Origin of the sequence: Streptomyces sp. NTH33 (assembly GCF_003236365.1) — a bacterium.
Lineage (GTDB): Bacteria > Actinomycetota > Actinomycetes > Streptomycetales > Streptomycetaceae > Streptomyces.
Genome location: NZ_POTZ01000125.1, coordinates 1 through 15,732, shown reverse-complemented (window position 1 = coordinate 15,732; position 15,732 = coordinate 1). Strand labels below are relative to the sequence as shown.

General features: G+C 70.8%; 14 protein-coding genes and 2 pseudogenes. 10 read left to right on the top strand and 6 right to left on the bottom strand.

Translation table 11 applies throughout. The annotated features are described in order from the left end of the window. A partial coding sequence (locus tag C1I97_RS14900; RefSeq protein WP_111003699.1) for a GGDEF domain-containing protein occupies positions 1-1,043 on the top strand: 1,043 nt, incomplete at its 5' end. 148 nt (positions 1,044-1,191) lie between these two features. Further along, on the top strand, positions 1,192-2,730 hold the full coding sequence (hutH, locus tag C1I97_RS14895) for a histidine ammonia-lyase (RefSeq protein WP_111003697.1): 1,539 nt from the start codon (positions 1,192-1,194) through the stop codon (positions 2,728-2,730). 110 nt (positions 2,731-2,840) lie between these two features. On the opposite strand, the gene C1I97_RS14890 is transcribed toward hutH, so the two are convergent. Next, a complete protein-coding gene (locus C1I97_RS14890; RefSeq protein ID WP_111003696.1) occupies positions 2,841-3,233 on the bottom strand; it encodes an LAETG motif-containing sortase-dependent surface protein in 393 nt (130 codons plus the stop codon). A gap of 109 nt (positions 3,234-3,342) precedes the next feature. Between C1I97_RS14890 and C1I97_RS14885 the strand changes: the two genes are divergently transcribed. The 4 genes and pseudogenes from C1I97_RS14885 (at position 3,343) to C1I97_RS14870 (ending at position 9,045) form a co-directional block, all read left to right on the top strand. After that, entirely contained in the window at positions 3,343-3,726 is a 384-nt protein-coding gene (locus C1I97_RS14885; RefSeq protein WP_111003695.1) for a hypothetical protein, read from the top strand. Positions 3,727-3,946: 220 nt separating this feature from the next. Further along, positions 3,947-5,188: a L,D-transpeptidase gene (locus C1I97_RS14880; RefSeq protein ID WP_111003694.1), complete on the top strand. Its 1,242-nt coding sequence runs from the start codon at positions 3,947-3,949 to the stop codon at positions 5,186-5,188. An 82-nt stretch (positions 5,189-5,270) separates the two neighbouring features. Continuing rightward, a pseudogene (locus C1I97_RS14875) lies at positions 5,271-5,602 on the top strand (ABC transporter ATP-binding protein); the annotation flags it as partial. 134 nt (positions 5,603-5,736) lie between these two features. Next, a complete protein-coding gene (locus C1I97_RS14870; RefSeq protein WP_258382568.1) occupies positions 5,737-9,045 on the top strand; it encodes a S8 family peptidase in 3,309 nt (1,102 codons plus the stop codon). Between the two features lie 223 nt (positions 9,046-9,268). Here C1I97_RS14870 and C1I97_RS14865 read toward each other — a convergent pair. Further along, positions 9,269-9,598, bottom strand: a pseudogene (locus tag C1I97_RS14865) (hypothetical protein). A 193-nt stretch (positions 9,599-9,791) separates the two neighbouring features. Here C1I97_RS14865 and C1I97_RS14860 point away from each other — a divergent pair. The 4 genes from C1I97_RS14860 (at position 9,792) to C1I97_RS14845 (ending at position 12,910) form a co-directional block, all read left to right on the top strand. Next, positions 9,792-10,265 carry a carboxymuconolactone decarboxylase family protein gene (locus tag C1I97_RS14860; protein WP_111003692.1) on the top strand — a complete coding sequence of 158 codons (474 nt, stop codon included), beginning with the start codon at positions 9,792-9,794 and terminating at the stop codon, positions 10,263-10,265. A gap of 174 nt (positions 10,266-10,439) precedes the next feature. Further along, complete coding sequence (locus tag C1I97_RS14855; RefSeq protein ID WP_111003691.1) at positions 10,440-10,859, top strand: Hsp20/alpha crystallin family protein; 420 nt, start codon at positions 10,440-10,442, stop codon at positions 10,857-10,859. Positions 10,860-11,041: 182 nt separating this feature from the next. Next, a complete protein-coding gene (locus C1I97_RS14850; RefSeq protein WP_258382569.1) occupies positions 11,042-11,488 on the top strand; it encodes a DUF2267 domain-containing protein in 447 nt (148 codons plus the stop codon). Between the two features lie 195 nt (positions 11,489-11,683). Next, on the top strand, positions 11,684-12,910 hold the full coding sequence (locus C1I97_RS14845; RefSeq protein ID WP_111003690.1) for a cytochrome P450: 1,227 nt from the start codon (positions 11,684-11,686) through the stop codon (positions 12,908-12,910). Between the two features lie 51 nt (positions 12,911-12,961). Here the strand turns inward: C1I97_RS14845 and C1I97_RS14840 are convergent, their stop codons facing one another. Genes C1I97_RS14840 through C1I97_RS14825 form a run of 4 tightly spaced genes read right to left on the bottom strand, consistent with a single transcriptional unit; the run spans position 12,962 to position 15,600 of the window. Beyond that, the gene (locus tag C1I97_RS14840; RefSeq protein WP_111003689.1) at positions 12,962-14,233 is read right to left on the bottom strand and encodes a cytochrome P450; all 1,272 of its coding nucleotides are present in this window, start codon (positions 14,231-14,233) and stop codon (positions 12,962-12,964) included. Next, positions 14,230-14,847: a GTP-binding protein gene (locus tag C1I97_RS14835; RefSeq protein WP_111003688.1), complete on the bottom strand. Its 618-nt coding sequence runs from the start codon at positions 14,845-14,847 to the stop codon at positions 14,230-14,232. The genes C1I97_RS14840 and C1I97_RS14835 overlap by 4 nt, the downstream gene beginning before the upstream one ends. Further along, positions 14,828-15,184: a DUF742 domain-containing protein gene (locus C1I97_RS14830; protein WP_111003687.1), complete on the bottom strand. Its 357-nt coding sequence runs from the start codon at positions 15,182-15,184 to the stop codon at positions 14,828-14,830. The genes C1I97_RS14835 and C1I97_RS14830 overlap by 20 nt, the downstream gene beginning before the upstream one ends. Beyond that, positions 15,181-15,600 (bottom strand): roadblock/LC7 domain-containing protein, encoded by a 420-nt coding sequence (locus C1I97_RS14825; protein WP_258382567.1) that lies wholly within the window; start codon positions 15,598-15,600, stop codon positions 15,181-15,183. The genes C1I97_RS14830 and C1I97_RS14825 overlap by 4 nt, the downstream gene beginning before the upstream one ends. Positions 15,601-15,732 lie beyond the last annotated feature (132 nt).

Here is a 15,732-nt window from a genome sequence, read left to right as displayed (position 1 = left end):
ACCCGCAGCCGCCCCCGCTCGCGCTCCCACACCGAGAGCGCGAGCGGGGGCGGCTGCGGGTCCTGGTGAACGTGGGGGAGCGGGCGCCGGAGGAGGAGGAGTTCCCGGAGGCCGAGGCGTACCCCGTGCACCAGTTCCCGGAGATCACCGAGTTCCTGCACGAGCGGTGGGCCTCGGGCGGTGAGCCCAACGCCTGGGTGGAGACCGACGAGGGGCCGACCGCCGGCCGTCCCGGTTACCGCCATCAGCGCGTCACGGCCCTGCGCCGGCGCGGGCGCCGCTGCTGCGTGGTCGCGCCGATCGTGCAGCACGGGCGCGCGTGGGGCGAGCTCTACGTCGCCCGTGGGGCCGGCGCCCCCCTCTTCGACCGGTCCGACGCCGACTTCGCCACCGTACTGGCAGCCGTCGCCGCCGCCGGGCTCGCCCAGACCGAGCGGCTGGAGGAGGCCCGCCGCCTGGCGTTCACCGACGCGCTCACCGGGCTCGCCAACCGCCGCGCCGTCGACGTACGGCTCGACGAGGCGATCGAACGGCACCGCGCGGACGGCGTCCCCGTCAGCCTCGTCGTCTGTGACCTCAACGGACTCAAGCAGGTCAACGACACCCTCGGCCACGCCGTCGGCGACCGGCTCCTGGAGCGGTTCGGGTCCGTGCTCTCGCTGTGCGGGGCGATGGTCCCCGGCGCCCTCGTGGCCCGGCTCGGCGGGGACGAGTTCTGCCTGCTCGCGGTGGGCCCGTCCGCCGACGAGGTGGTCAAGGCCGCCGACGAGCTGTGCCGGCGCGCGGCCGAGCTGGGGCTGGGGGAAGGCGCCGCCTGCGGGGTGGCCTCCACCGAGGACGTCATCGGGCCGGTGCGCTCGGCCCGCCGGCTGTTCCGGCTCGCCGACGCCGCGCAGTACCGTGCGAAGGCCCTGCGCGCCGACAGGCCGGTCGTCGCCGGCCGCGAGGGCCCCGAGGACCCGGTCGTCCGGCTGGCCGACGAGCTCTCGCCCGCCCCGCGGCCCCCGGCCGAGCGGCGCCGCTTCCGGGGCCGCAGGCCCTGAGGGGGCGGAGGCCCTGAAGGAGCGGAGCCCTTGAAGGAGCGGAGCCCCTGAGGGAGCGGAGGCCCTGAGGGCGGAGAAAAGTAAGGGTCATTCCCGCGCCCCACTGGTGACATCTTCGCATTCACTGCGTACGCTCCTGAATATGGATATGCACACTGTGGTGGTGGGGACGTCAGGGGTCACCGCGTCCGACGTTCTCGCCGTGGCCCGCGGCGGCGCCCGCGTCGAGCTCTCCGGCGAGGCGGTGGCGGCGCTCGCCGCGGCCCGGGAGATCGTGGACGCACTGGCGGCCAAGCCCGATCCCGTCTACGGCGTCAGCACCGGCTTCGGCGCCCTCGCGACCCGGCACATCAGCCAGGAGCTGCGCGCCCGGCTGCAGCGCAACATCGTCCGCTCGCACGCCGCCGGCATGGGGCCAAGGGTCGAGCGCGAGGTCGTACGGGCGCTGATGTTCCTGCGGCTGAAGACCGTGTGCTCCGGCCGCACCGGCGTACGCCCCGAGGTCGCGCAGGCCATGGCCGGCCTCCTCAACGCCGGCATCACCCCGGTCGTGCACGAGTACGGCTCCCTCGGCTGCTCCGGCGACCTCGCCCCGCTCTCCCACTGCGCCCTCACCCTCATGGGCGAGGGCGACGCCGAGGGCCCCGACGGAGTCGTGCGCCCCGCCGCCGGCCTCCTCGCCGAGCACGGCATCCAGCCCGTCGAGCTGCGCGAGAAGGAGGGCCTGGCCCTGCTCAACGGCACCGACGGCATGCTCGGCATGCTGATCATGGCCCTCGCCGACCTCGACACCCTCTACAAGTCCGCCGACATCACCGCCGCCCTCAGCCTGGAGGCGCTCCTCGGCACGGACAAGGTCCTCGCCCCCGAACTGCACGCCATCCGCCCCCACCCCGGTCAGGGCGCCTCCGCCGCCAACATGCTGGCCGTCCTCAGGGGCTCCGGCCTCACCGGCCACCACCAGGACGACGCCCCCCGCGTCCAGGACGCCTACTCGGTGCGCTGCGCCCCGCAGGTCGCCGGCGCCGGCCGGGACACCCTCGCGCACGCCCGGCTCGTCGCCGAGCGCGAACTCGCCTCCGCCGTCGACAACCCCGTCGTCCTGCCCGACGGCCGCGTGGAGTCCAACGGCAACTTCCACGGCGCCCCGGTCGCCTACGTCCTGGACTTCCTCGCCATCGCCGCCGCCGACCTCGGCTCCATCGCCGAGCGCCGCACCGACCGCCTGCTCGACAAGAACCGCAGCCACGGCCTGCCGCCGTTCCTCGCCGACGACGCCGGTGTCGACTCGGGCCTGATGATCGCCCAGTACACGCAGGCCGCCCTGGTCAGCGAGATGAAGCGGCTCGCCGTGCCCGCCTCCGCCGACTCCATCCCGTCCTCCGCCATGCAGGAGGACCACGTCTCCATGGGCTGGTCGGCGGCGCGCAAGCTGCGCACGGCCGTCGACAACCTGACCCGCGTCCTCGCGATCGAGCTGTACACCGCCACGCGCGCCGTCGAACTGCGCGAGGGCCTGACCCCGGCCCCAGCGACCCGGGCGGTCATCGACGCCGCACGGCAGGCGGGGGTCGGCGGCCCCGGCCCGGACCGGTTCCTGGCTCCCGACCTCGCCGCCGCGGACGCCTTCGTGCGCGACGGCCGGCTCGTCGCGGTGGCGGAGACCGTCACCGGCCCGTTGCAGTGACGCGCTGAGAAAGAGAGGCGGCCGGGGCCCGTCCTTTCCGACAGGTCCCGGCCGCCTCCTTCACCTCACACGTCGCTCGAGCCGCTCAATTCACCACAGAATCGGCCGGTTCAGAACTCGAACCGCTCCCGCCGCACCGAATACACCACGAAACCGGCGCCCACCGCGAGAAAGAGCGTTCCGCCGACGACGTAGGGAGTGGTGTCGATGCTTCCGGTGGCGGCGAGTTCGGTCCCGTCCCGGGACGCGGACGCCCCCTCGGAGCCGGCCTCGGACCCGGCCTCGGACCCGGCCTCAGTCCCGGACCCGGCCTCCGTCCCGGACCCCTCCACCGCCGTGGACGCCGGCCGCTTCTGCTCCGTGACCTGCGCCGTCGACGCCGCCGAACCCGCCCCTCTCGCCGGGGCGTCCACCGAGGCGTTCGCGGAGGGGACGAACCACAGGGCGCCCAGCAGGGTGCCCGCTGCGGTGGCGGTCAGCAACGTACGGCGAGCGGATGACACGGAATATCGATCCCCTTGTGGCGCTGGCGAATTGGCCGTGTGGAGCGATGTTAGTGAAAATCGCGGGTCACAGGAAAGTCACAGGAGGTTTGAGTCGTACGCTCCGGTCATGAGCACTGCAGAGACATCGCGTTTTGTACGGCTTCGCGTGGAACTCGTCCTCGAGGTCGAGGACGAGGCCGCCGTCATGGAGGCGGCCCGCCGCCGGATCGCGGAGGACGAGGAACTCGGCACCCTGGAGCGGGAGCGCACCGAAGAGGCTGTGACGGAAGACACCGCGGAGGCCCTGGCGTATCTGACCGACCCGCTCGTACTGGTCAGCGAGGTGCCGGGAGTCGAACTCCAGCAGGCGTCCTGGTCCAGTGAGCACATCGAGTACGACCCCGACTCGCCGTACTGGGAACTGGACGAGGATGATGTCGGCGGGGACGACGAGGAAGGGGACGGCGGCGGGGGACTGAACCGCAGGGAGCGCCCCGGGTTCCCCGGCTGACGCCGCCCGGACCATCGACGGCCCCGGCCGCAACCGCCGTCCGGGGTTTCGTCGTCTCACCGAACGCACCGACCGGCCCGAGCCCCGCCCGCCGCGACGGACGTGGTGAGGCCCACATCCGCACGACATGGGAAATGGGACGAAACGGTCGTAGCGTTGAGGACTTGCGACGGGGGCTCAAGGGGCCTTGGGGATTCGCCGAACGATGGAGAAGTGTGTGATGACGAACAGTAAGCGGCGCAAGGGCCTGACGGCGGCGTCCGCACTGCTCGGCGGTGTACTGGCGCTCACGGCCTGCTCCGGCAGCAGCGACGCGGCCGGCGACGGCGGCGACACCTCACAGGCCAAGGCCGACAAGGCCGCGGCCCAGGAGTCGTCGGAGGCACAGATCAAGATCACACCCGCGGACGGCTCCGACAACGCCTCCATCAACAACTCCGCCGCCGTCACCGTGGCCAAGGGCGCGCTGACGAAGGTCACCATGACGACGACCGACGGCAAGGCCGTCGAGGGACAGATATCCGCGGACCAGAAGAGCTGGAAGCCCAGCGGCCAGCTCGAGCGCGCCACCACCTACAAGGTCTCCGCGAGCGCCACCGACGCCAAGGGCCGTGCCGCCCACGAGAACGCCTCCTTCACCACGGTCGCCCCGGCGCACAGCTTCATCGGCAACTTCACGCCGGACAACGGCACCACCGTCGGTGTCGGCATGCCCGTCTCGATCAACTTCGACAAGGCCATCACCGACAAGGCGGCCGTCCAGAAGGGCATCACCGTCACCTCCTCCAGCGGTCAGGAGGTCGCCTGCCACTGGTTCAACGCCCAGCGCATGGACTGCCGTCCGGAGCAGTACTGGCAGGAGAACTCCACCGTCACGCTGAAGCTCGACCTCGACGGCGTCGAGGGCGCCCAGGGCGTCTACGGCGTCCAGCAGAAGACGGTCACCTTCACCATCGGCCGCAACCAGGTCTCCTACGTCGACGCGAAGACCAAGCAGATGAAGGTCACGCGCAACGGAAAGGTCGTCAAGACCATCCCGATCTCCGCCGGTTCGCCCGAGAACAAGACGTACGAGGGCCAGATGGTGATCTCCGAGAAGTTCAAGGAGACCCGGATGAACGGCGCGACGGTCGGCTTCACCGACGACGACGGCAAGGGCGAGTACGACATCAAGGACGTGCCGCACGCCATGCGCCTGAGCAACTCCGGCACCTTCATCCACGGCAACTACTGGGGCCAGGGCATCTTCGGCAACGTCAACACCAGCCACGGCTGCGTGGGCCTGCAGGACAAGAAGGGCGCGGACGACCCCAACACGCCGGGCGCGTGGTTCTACAACAACTCGATGGTCGGTGACGTCGTGGTCGTGCAGAACACCGGCGACCGGACCGTCGCCCCGGACAACGGCCTCAACGGCTGGAACATGAGCTGGGCCCAGTGGAAGGCCGGCTCGGAGATCTGACGAGCCCTCGAACAGCTTGACCGGCGCCGCCCTTCGGGGCGGCGCTGCAGAAGGTGGCCCTCACCGTCATTTCCAGAAGTAGGTCGGACTCGGCGAGCGGCTCGGGCATCTGCCGTCCGAGCTGTCCGGCGGCCAGCAGCTGGAGGTGCCCCCAGGCCGTCAAGGCACGGGGGGAGCGTCGCCATCGCCCGCGCCCTGGTCGAGCAGCCCAAGGTGCTGCTCGCCGACGAACCCACCGGAAACCTCGACGAGTCGATGCGCGACGAGGTCATGGACGTACTCGAACGCATGTGGAAAGAGCACGGGTTGACGTTCGTGATGGTCACCCATGACTCCGTCCTCGCGAAGAAGGCCCCGCGCCTGGTGACGATCCGCAGGGGCCGCGTCACCGTCGAGGAGAACGCGGGCGCGTAGGCGTACCCCGCTCTTGAGCGGTTGATCACCCCCCGGCATACTGCCTATCCCGGGGGGTGTACGCGCAGTTGTACGAATCTCCCCTCGGTCGGGTGAACGGGGATTCGCCCGGTACCTCATCTCCAGGGGGAGACTTGCGCAGACAAGTGAAAAGAGCGTGCGCGGCCACGGTCGCCGCGGCGGCAGCCGTAGCCCTCGCCGCGGGTATGACCAGCCCGGCGTCGGCGGGGCCCGAGCAGAGTTCGTCCGACGCCACCCGGATCGCAGGCCGCCACAGCATCACCCTCATCACCGGCGACCGGGTCACCGTGGACGCCAAGGGGCGCGTGGTCGGTCTGCAGCGGGCCAAGGGACGCGAACACATACCCGTGCAGGTCCGCAGGACCGGCGGGCACACCCACGTCGTGCCGGCCGACGCGGCCCGCCTGGTCGCCTCCGGCAAGCTGGACCAACGGCTGTTCGACATCACCGAGTTGAACAAGTCCGCCACCCGCAGGTCGCTCAAGAGCGGCCTGAAGGTCATCGTCGGCTACAAGGGCGCCGCCACCTCCGCACGGGCCGACGTCCGCGAGGCCGGCACCCTGCGCCGCGCCCTCAAGACCCTGAACGCCGACGCGGTGCAGACCCCGGACAAGGACACGCCGGAGCTGTGGAAGGCGCTCACCGACGGGGACAGGACCGCCACCGGCGTCGCCCAGGTCTGGCTCGACGGCGTCCGCAAGGTCAGCCTCGACAAGTCCGTGCCGCAGATCGGCGCCCCCACGGCCTGGAAGGCCGGCTACACCGGCAAGGGCGTGAAGATCGCCGTCCTGGACACCGGTGTCGACGCCACCCACGCCGACCTGAAGAGCCAGGTGATCGCGGCCAAGAACTTCTCCACCGCGAAGAACACCAACGACGCCTTCGGCCACGGCACCCACGTCGCCTCCATCGCGGCGGGCACCGGCGCCAAGTCGGGCGGCAAGTACAAGGGCGTGGCGCCCGACGCGAAGATCCTCAACGGCAAGGTCCTCGACGACGAGGGCTACGGCGACGACTCCGGCATCCTCGCCGGCATGGAGTGGGCCGCCCAGCAGGGCGCCGACATCGTCAACCTCAGCCTCGGCGGCCCGGACACCCCCGAAATCGACCCGCTGGAGGAGGCGGTCAACAGGCTCTCCGCCGAGAAGGACGTCCTCTTCGCGATCGCCGCCGGCAACGAGGGCCCGGAGACGGTCGGTTCGCCCGGCAGCGCCGACGCCGCCCTGACCGTCGGCGCCGTCGACAAGAAGAACAGGCTCGCCGGCTTCTCCTCCACCGGCCCGCGCGTCGGCGACGGCGCCGTCAAGCCCGACGTCACCGCGCCCGGCGTCTCCATCACCGCCGCCGCGGCCAAGGGCAGCCTCATCGCCCAGGAGGTCGGCGAGAGCCCGGCCGGCTACCTGACCATCGACGGCACGTCCATGGCGACCCCGCACGTCGCCGGCGCCGCCGCCCTCCTCAAGCAGCAGCACCCCGGCTGGGGTTACGCCGAGCTCAAGGGCGCGCTGACCGGCTCCGCGAAGGGCGGCGCGTACACCCCGTTCGAGCAGGGCGCGGGCCGTATCGCGGTCGACAGGGCGATGCAGCAGACCGTGATCGCCGACCCGGTGTCGGTGAGCTTCGGCGTCCAGGCCTGGCCGCACACCGACGACAAGCCGGTCACCAAGCCGCTGACCTACCGCAACCTCGGCACCGAGGACGTCACGCTCACCCTGAGCGTGACCGGCACCAACCCCAAGGGCCAGGCGGCCCCGGCCGGCTTCTTCACGCTCGGCGCGACCGAGGTGACCGTCCCGGCCGGCGGCAAGGCCTCCGTGGACCTGACCGCCGACACCCGGCTGGGCGGCACCCTGGACGGCGCCTACTCCGCGTACGTCACGGCGACCGGCGGCGGGCAGAGCGTCCGCACGGCCGCGGCCGTGGACCGCGAGGTCGAGTCCTACAACGTCACCGTCAAGCACATCGGCCGCGACGGCAAGCCCACCGCCGGCTACGGCACCGGGCTGATCGGCTACGCCGGCCTCGGCGACGGCCGCTTCTACGAGGTGTATCCCGCCGCCTCCGGCACGACGACCGTGCGCGTGCCCAAGGGCACGTACCTCGTGGACGCCTGGATCGCGAAGGACTTCGAGACCTTCAAGGGCGGCCTGGACTGGCTGGTCCAGCCGAAGCTCAGCGTGACCAAGAACCTCACGCTGACGATCGACGCCCGGACCACCAAGGCGGCCGACATCACCGTGCCGGACAAGACCGCGAAGCAGCGCATGGGGATGATCAGCTATTCCTACGAGCCGGCGGGCTTCGACCTCGGCTTCGGCTTCGGCCTCGGCCGCTGGTCCGACCTGCGCACCGGCTCCCTCGGCGGAGACGTCAGCGGGCTGAGCCAGACCTGGAACGGCCAGTGGACCAAGGGCGCGAGCACTGAGTACCACGTGGCGACCACCGCCAAGGTCAAGAGGTTCCAGGGCGGCAAGGTACGCCACTTCACGGCACGCGAACTCGCCAAGGTCAAGACCGCCATCGCCTCGGGCGGCTCCGGCAAGACCGGCGGCGTCACCACTCTGGGCCTGTTCCCCGAGGACTACGTCATCGGCTTCCCGATCGAGCAGAAGCTGCCGGGCACGCGCACGCTGTACCTGTCGACGAGCCACGGCATCCAGTGGACCATGGACGTGGAGCAGTACAGAGGCCACGACCGCAACGGCACCCCGGTCACCGAGGCGTTCTACGAGCTCGGCGCGGCGCAGACCTTCAAGGCCGGCAAGACCTACACCAAGACCTTCAACAAGGCGGTGTTCGGCCCGCGTCTGGGCCGGGGCGACGGCCTGTTCCGGCGGGGCAACGACATCTACGGCTCGCTGCCGCTGTTCGCCGACTCCGCCGGGCACTTCGGCTTCTCGACGTTCACCTCGGCGAAGACGACCCTCTACCGCAACGGCAAGAAGGTCGGCTCCAACGGCGACCCGCTGTTCGGGTTCGAGAGCTTCACGGTCCCGGCCGGTGACGCCGCGTACAAGCTGACCACCTCGGTCAAGCGCAGCGCGAAGGTCGCGAACGCCTCCACCCGTGTCGACGCGACCTGGACCTTCCGCTCCAAGAAGCCGTCCCGCGAAGCCCAGCTCCCGGCCTCCTCGGCCCGCTTCAAGGCCACCACCGGCATGGACAACCGTGTTTCGGCGGGCAAGAAGGCCACCTTCCCGGTCACCGTCGAGGGCGCCGCCGCGGGCAAGAACCTCAAGTCGCTGTCCGTCTGGGTGTCGTACAACAGCGGCAAGACCTGGAAGAAGGTCACCGTCAAGAAGGGCAAGATCACCGTCACGAACCCGGCCAAGGGCAAGGCGATCTCCTACCGCGCCAAGATCACCGACAAGAAGGGCAACACGTCGACGATCACGATCTACAGCGCGTACTACGGCAAGTGAGCCGCTGACACACAGGGAACGGCCCGCCGGAAGCAATGCTTCCGGCGGGCCGTTCGCCGTGCTCCGCCGCGGCCGGACCGCCACGGGACGCGTCAGCCGCCTGATCGAGGACCGCGAGTCCTGAGGCCGAAGCCCCGGGAGGCCCCCCGGCCCACCGCGCTCTCGGTGATCGCGGCCTGCCGGGGGCAGACCGGTCCCCTGGCCGGACTCCCGCCGGAGGGGCCTACGGGAGGCCGCGCCGGTCGGCGGCGACCCGGGAGGCGAGGGCGACCGCCTCCGCGACCCCGAGCACGGACCGTCAGGCGCCCACCTTCCTGACCGGCGGGTGCGACCCGGCGAAGGCGGCGACGTACGCGGCGGTGAGCGCCGCGGCCGCCCTGCCGCCGGCCCGCTCCTGCCACTGCCGTGCGGCAGCGGCCCCCGCGACGGCGAGTACGGCCCCCGCGACGGCGAGTACGGCCCCGCCCAGCTGCTGCTTCCTGGTCCACCGGGCCACGCCGTACCCGCCGACGAGCCCACGGGCGGCGATCACAGCCGCGGGAACCCTGGCCATCACTTCCTCCTCCAGAAGCCGGACATCCCGAGGCCGACCCGCGGGTGGACCCGCGCCCCGCTCATCCCTCCGCGGCCATGAGACGCAGGTCACACGCATGGGCTCCGCAGGTCCGTCACATCCGTGGGCCCGGCTCCGTCGTACAGGTGTGAGCACGAACGGAAGCAACAGGACCCACCTGAAGGAGCCCGGGATGGAAGCCCGTCTCAACCTGCACGACAACGCCGTCGCGGCCAAGTTCCTCCGCCACCTCGTCTCCGCGCACAAGCCCCTGTCGGACTCGGGACTCCCGCTGTCGACGCAGGAACTGGTGAAGATCCGCGCCAGCCAGATCAACGGCTGCGCCTTCTGCACCGACATGCACACCAAGGAGGCCGCCCGCGCCGGCGAGACGGCCGTGCGCCTCAACCTGGTCGCGACCTGGCGCGAGGCCAAGGTCTTCACCGAGGCCGAACGCGCCGCCCTCGAGCTGGCCGAGCAGGGCACCCGCATCGCCGACGCCGCCGGCGGAGTGACGGACGAGGCCTGGGCCAACGCCGCCAAGCACTACGACGAGGATCAGCTGGCGGCCCTGGTCTCCCTGATCGCCCTGATCAACGCCTTCAACCGCATGAACGTCATCGTCCAGCAGCCGGGGGGCGACTACGAGCCGGGCATGTTCGGCTGACGACTCCCGCCCCGGCCGCACACGCCACGGCTCAGCCCGGAGAAGGGCTGGGCCGTGGCTCTTCCTGTTTCCCCGTTCAAACCTGAGCCCAGGCTTGTCAACTTTCATCTCCCGGGATATATAAGAAGTCGTAGGGCATCGCACAGCAAGATTCCGTGAAAGGAGTGACCTGTGATGCTCATGCGCTCCGACCCGTTCCGTGAACTCGACCGCCTGGCACAGCAGGTCTTCGGCCCCACCCGTCCGGGCACGATGGCGATGGACGCCTACCGGGCCGGTGACGACTTCATCGTCCACTTCGACCTCCCGGGAATCGACCCGGAGACCATCGACCTCGACGTCGAGCGGAACGTCCTCAACATCCACGCCGAGCGCAGGTCCCCGGCCCCCGAGGGCGCCGAAATGATCGTCGCCGAACGGCCCACGGGCACCTTCTCCCGCCAGCTCTTCCTCGGCGAGACACTCGACACGGACCGCATCGACGCCTCCTACGAGGCCGGCGTCCTCACGCTGCGCATCCCGGTCGCCGAGCAGGCCAAGCCACGCAAGATCCAGATCACCGGAGGCGGCGACCGCAAGCAGATCAGCGGCTGAGGCGGCCTGCCGAGAACGCGTCCCGTGGGTCCGTACCCCGCCCACGGGGCGCGACGACGTATGACGACGTACACGAGGTACGGCGACGTACGACGACGTATCCGGACGGACCTACGACCCACGCGGAGGAGGACCGCAGGATGATCGCGCCGACGGTACGGGGCGAGACCATGACGCGCACCATGAGCACCCGCAGCGAAACGGCCGACCAGCGGAACCAGCGGAACCAGCGGAAATGGAGGGAACTGACCGAGAAGGTGCAGGAAGCCGGCCAGTACACGACGAGAGCGGAGGCGGAACGCGTCACCCGCATCGTCCTGTCCGCCCTCGGCGGCCACGTCACCGGCGACGAACGCGTGGACCTGGTCCGCGCCCTCCCCGAGGAGGCGGCCAGGGTGATCGCCTCCCAGATCCCGGTCACCCGCCCCCTGACGGCCCCGGAATTCGTCGACGCGGCGGCAGCCCGCATCGACGGCTCCACCCCGGCCACGGCCCGCTGGGACGTCAGCTCGGTCCTCAGCGTCCTGTCCGACCTGCTGGACCAGGACCTGCTGACCCGCATCCTGGATCAACTCCCGCCGGGCTACGCCCTGTTGTTCGGCAAAGCGGAACTGACCCCGGCGCGGTGACGCACGGCCGGTCCGCATGACGCACGGCCGGTCCGCATGACGCACGGTGCGCGACGTACGGCCACCGCCGCCGGTTCCGCCGCGGCGGTGGCCGTCCGCGTGTCCCGGCGACCGGGAACCGGAGGAGGGCTGTCCCGTCTGACGGAAGATCAATAACCTTGGGCGGAAGGCCAGTTACTCACCTGAGGGAGCCTCATGTCCACCGCGCAGCAGGTGCCCGACATCCTCTCGCCCGAGTTCGCAGCGGATCCCTACCCGGCCTACCGAGTGATGCGCGACACCGCGCCCCTCATCTGGCACGAGGCCACGAAGAGCTACATCATCTCGCGCTACGAGGACGTCGAGCGCGTCTTCAAGGACAAGAACAACGAGTTCACCACCGAGAACTACGACTGGCAGATCGAGCCCGTCCACGGCAGGACGATCCTCCAGCTCAGCGGCCGGGAACACGCCGTGCGCCGCGCCCTCGTCGCCCCCGCCTTCCGCGGCCGCGACCTGCAGGAGAAGTTCCTGCCCGTCATCGAGCGCAACTCGCGCGAACTGATCGACGCCTTCCGGCACACCGGCTCCGCCGACCTGGTCACCGACTACGCCACCCGCTTCCCGGTCAACGTGATCGCCGACATGCTGGGCCTCGACAAGGCCGACCACACGCGCTTCCACCGCTGGTACACGGCCGTCATCGCCTTCCTCGGCAACCTCTCGGGCGACCCCGAGGTGGCCGAGGCGGGGGAGCGGACCCGCGTCGAGTTCGCCGAGTACATGCTGCCGATCATCCGCGAACGCCGCGAGAACCTGGGCGACGACCTGCTGTCCACGCTGTGCGCCGCCGAGATCGACGGCGTGCGGATGAGCGACGAGGACATCAAGGCGTTCTGCAGCCTGCTGCTCGCCGCCGGCGGTGAGACCACCGACAAGGCGATCGCCGGCATCTTCGCGAACCTGCTGCTCCACCCCGACCAGCTCGCCGCCGTCCGCGAGGACCGCAGCCTGATCCCGCGGGCCTTCGCCGAGACCCTGCGCTACACCCCGCCCGTCCACATGATCATGCGGCAGTCCGCGACCGAAGTGACGGTCAGCGGAGGCACCATACCCGCCGGCGCCACCGTCACCTGCCTGATCGGTGCCGCCAACCGCGACGAGAAGCGCTACCGCGACCCCGACCGCTTCGACATCTTCCGCGGCGACCTCACCACCACGACCGCCTTCACCGCCGCCGCCGACCACCTCGCCTTCGCGCTCGGCCGGCACTTCTGCGTCGGCGCGCTGCTCGCCAAGGCCGAGGTCGAGATCGGCGTCGACCAGCTCCTCGACGCCATGCCCGACATCCGCCTCGCCGACGGCTTCGACCCGGTCGAGCAGGGCGTCTTCACCCGCGGACCGCAGTCCCTGCCGGTGCGGTTCACCCCCGTGACCGCCTGATCCGTACCACGGCCGAGGTGGTGGACCCCGTCACGGAGCCCACCACCTCGCCTACTGCACCACCGGCGTGAACCGCACCGGAAGCGACGTCAGTCCCCGCATCCAGATCGACGGGCGCCAGGTCAGCTCCTCCGGCTCCACCGCCAGCACCAGGTCCGGCAGCCGCTCCAGCAGCGTCTCGACCGCCGTCCGCGCCATCACGTCCGCCAGCAGCGGGGCCGGATAGGGGCAGCGGTGCTCGCCGTTGCTGAACGACAGGTGCGCGGAGTTCTCCGCGCCCACGTGCCCCTCCGGCCAGATCTGCGGATCGGTGTTGGCCGCGGCCAGCCCCAGCACCAGGCAGTCGCCCGCCCGGATCAGCCGCCCGCCCAGCTGGGTGTCCCGCACGGCCCAGCGCCCGATGAAGTTCTGTGTCGGCGTGTCCAGCCACAGCGCCTCGTTGAGCGCCTCGCCCACGCTGAGCCGGCCGCCCGACACGTTCACGGCGAACCGCTCGTCCGTCAGCAGCAGCCGCAGCGTGTTGCAGATCCAGTTCGCCGTCGGCTGCTGTGCCGCGGCGATCACCGAGATCAGGTCCTGGACGATCTCCTCGTCCGTCAGCCCCGCCGGATGCAGCAGCATGCGCGAGGTGACGTCCGGACCGGGACCGACCCGCTTGTCCTTCACCAGCTGCCGCAGCCGCTCGCCCACGCGCGCGTACGCCGCCACCGGGTCGTCGCCCTCCGCCGCGTCCAGCGAGATCCACAGGTCGTCGACCAGCTGTTGGGTGTCCGCGCCCGAGGTCGGCATCCCGCACATCTGCACCACGGCCTGCATCGGCAGGGAGTGCACGTAGCCGGTCATCAGCTCCGCCTCCCCGCTGCCCGCGAAGGAGGCGATGAGCCGGTCGGCGATCAGCTGGCAGTCACGGGCCAGCTCGAACTGGTCGACGCCCTCCAGCGCCTGGGTGATCACCCCGGCCCGCCGCCGGTGCTCGTCGCCCTCGGTGAACAGCACCGACGGCTGGTACCCGACGTACGCCAGCAGCGGCCAGTCCGGCGGGATGTTCTCCCACTGGTTCCAGCGCCGGGAGTTCCGGGCGAACAGCTCGTCGTGGCTGGTCACGTACGTGACCTCGGAATAGCCGAGCACCAGCCAGGCCGGGACGTCCCCGTCGAGCAGCACCGGCGCGACCGCGCCGTGCTCCCGGCGCAGCGCGCGGTACAGCTCCGACGGCGTCTGCTGGTACCCGAGCCCCGCCAGGCGCACCGCGTCCGCGTGGGCGGGGCAGCCCGGGGGAGCCGGGGGAGCCGGGTGCGCGGAAGAGGGACCGGTGTCGGTCACGGTGTCGCCTCCTGGGCCATGGCCAGTTCGTAGAGGTGGTCCACGAGGGTGATCAGCACGTCCTTGCCGGACTGCCGGACCCGCGCGTCGCAGTCGACCATCGGCACGTGCTCGGGCAGCGCGAGCGCCTGACGGATCTCGTCCAGGGAGTACCGGGTGGTGTCGTCGTCGAACCGGTTGACGGCCACCACGAACGGCGTCTTGTGGTGCTCCAGCCGGTCGATCGCGTGCCAGGAGTCGTCCATCCGGCGCGTGTCCACGAGTACCACCGCGCCCAGCGTGCCGGAGAACAGCCTGTCCCACAGGAACCAGAAGCGCTCCTGGCCCGGCGCGCCGAACAGGTACAGCACCATGCGCTCGTTGAGACTGATCCGCCCGAAGTCGAACGCCACCGTCGTGGTCGACTCCGTCGCCACCTGGCTGGTCTCGTCGACGCCGACGCCGGCCTGCGTCATCACCTCCTCGGTGTTCAGCGGCCGGATCTCGCTCACCGAGCGGACCAGGGTCGTCTTGCCGACACCGAATCCGCCCACGATGACGATCTTCAGGCCGGTCTCCGCCGCGTCGTCCAGTGGCGTGCGGTGGGAGGGAAGCTCAGAGGTTGCGGAGCCCATGGAGCACCTCCTTGAGAAGGGCGGAATCGGGAAGCGAGGCGACGGACTTCGCCGCGCGCGGGTGGCGGGCGGTGATACGGCCCATGTCGAGCAGGTCGCCGAGCAGGATCCGCACCACCGTGATCGGCAGTTTCAGCTCCGCGGCGACCTCGACCACGGCCGTCGGATGCCGGCACAGCTCCAGGATCCGGGCATGCTCCGACTGCATTCCCGCCGTGGGCCGGCACTCGCTGACGACGAGGGTGACCAGGTCGAAGGAGTCGTCGGTACGGCTCCGCCCGCCCGTGACCGTGTAGAGCCGGTCGGGATCACCGGTGTCCACGGGCTTGCGCGTCACGAGGTGGCACTCCCGGGGAGGGAGTCCCGGGGGTCGGCCCGCAGGTGCTCGCCGATCTGCTCGACCAGCTCCGTCATCTGGTGGCCCACCACGCCGGGGTCGGCGTTCTCCTCGGCGACGACCGCGAGATGCGCTCCCTCGCCGGCCTCCACGATGAACAGCAGGCCGCCGTGGAACTCGGTCATGGAGTGCCGGACGCCGCCGGTGCCGTCGCCGAACTCCACGGACGCGCCCTGGGCGAGGGCCTGGATGCCGGAGCATATCGCCGCGAGCTGGTCGGCCTGGTCGAGCGTCAGGTGCTCGGTCCAGCACAGCTTCAGGCCGTCCCGGGACAGGGCCAGGGCGTGCCGGGTGCCGGGGGTGCGCTCCAGGAGGCTCTGCAGGAGCCAGATGAGGCTGTTGTCGGTGGTCTGCATGATGGGTGATGGGACGGCGGTGCCCGGTTGACCGGTCACCGGCCCGTTCCCCCAATCTCATGAACCCGAGCGGGGAAGTGGGCGCCGGGGCCCCGGGCGCCCACTTCCCCGCTCGGGTTCATGAGATTGGGG

Excerpts from the sequence above, each read along its gene's own strand:
- hutH (WP_111003697.1), top strand. The coding sequence starts at position 1,192 with ATGCACACTGTGGTGGTGGGGACGTCAGGGGTCACCGCGTCCGACGTT.
- C1I97_RS14885 (WP_111003695.1), top strand. The coding sequence starts at position 3,343 with ATGAGCACTGCAGAGACATCGCGTTTTGTACGGCTTCGCGTGGAACTC.
- C1I97_RS14880 (WP_111003694.1), top strand. The coding sequence starts at position 3,947 with ATGACGAACAGTAAGCGGCGCAAGGGCCTGACGGCGGCGTCCGCACTG.
- C1I97_RS14860 (WP_111003692.1), top strand. The coding sequence starts at position 9,792 with ATGGAAGCCCGTCTCAACCTGCACGACAACGCCGTCGCGGCCAAGTTC.
- C1I97_RS14855 (WP_111003691.1), top strand. The coding sequence starts at position 10,440 with ATGCTCATGCGCTCCGACCCGTTCCGTGAACTCGACCGCCTGGCACAG.
- C1I97_RS14850 (WP_258382569.1), top strand. The coding sequence starts at position 11,042 with ATGAGCACCCGCAGCGAAACGGCCGACCAGCGGAACCAGCGGAACCAG.
- C1I97_RS14845 (WP_111003690.1), top strand. The coding sequence starts at position 11,684 with ATGTCCACCGCGCAGCAGGTGCCCGACATCCTCTCGCCCGAGTTCGCA.
- C1I97_RS14835 (WP_111003688.1), bottom strand. The coding sequence starts at position 14,847 with ATGGGCTCCGCAACCTCTGAGCTTCCCTCCCACCGCACGCCACTGGAC.
- C1I97_RS14825 (WP_258382567.1), bottom strand. The coding sequence starts at position 15,600 with ATGCAGACCACCGACAACAGCCTCATCTGGCTCCTGCAGAGCCTCCTG.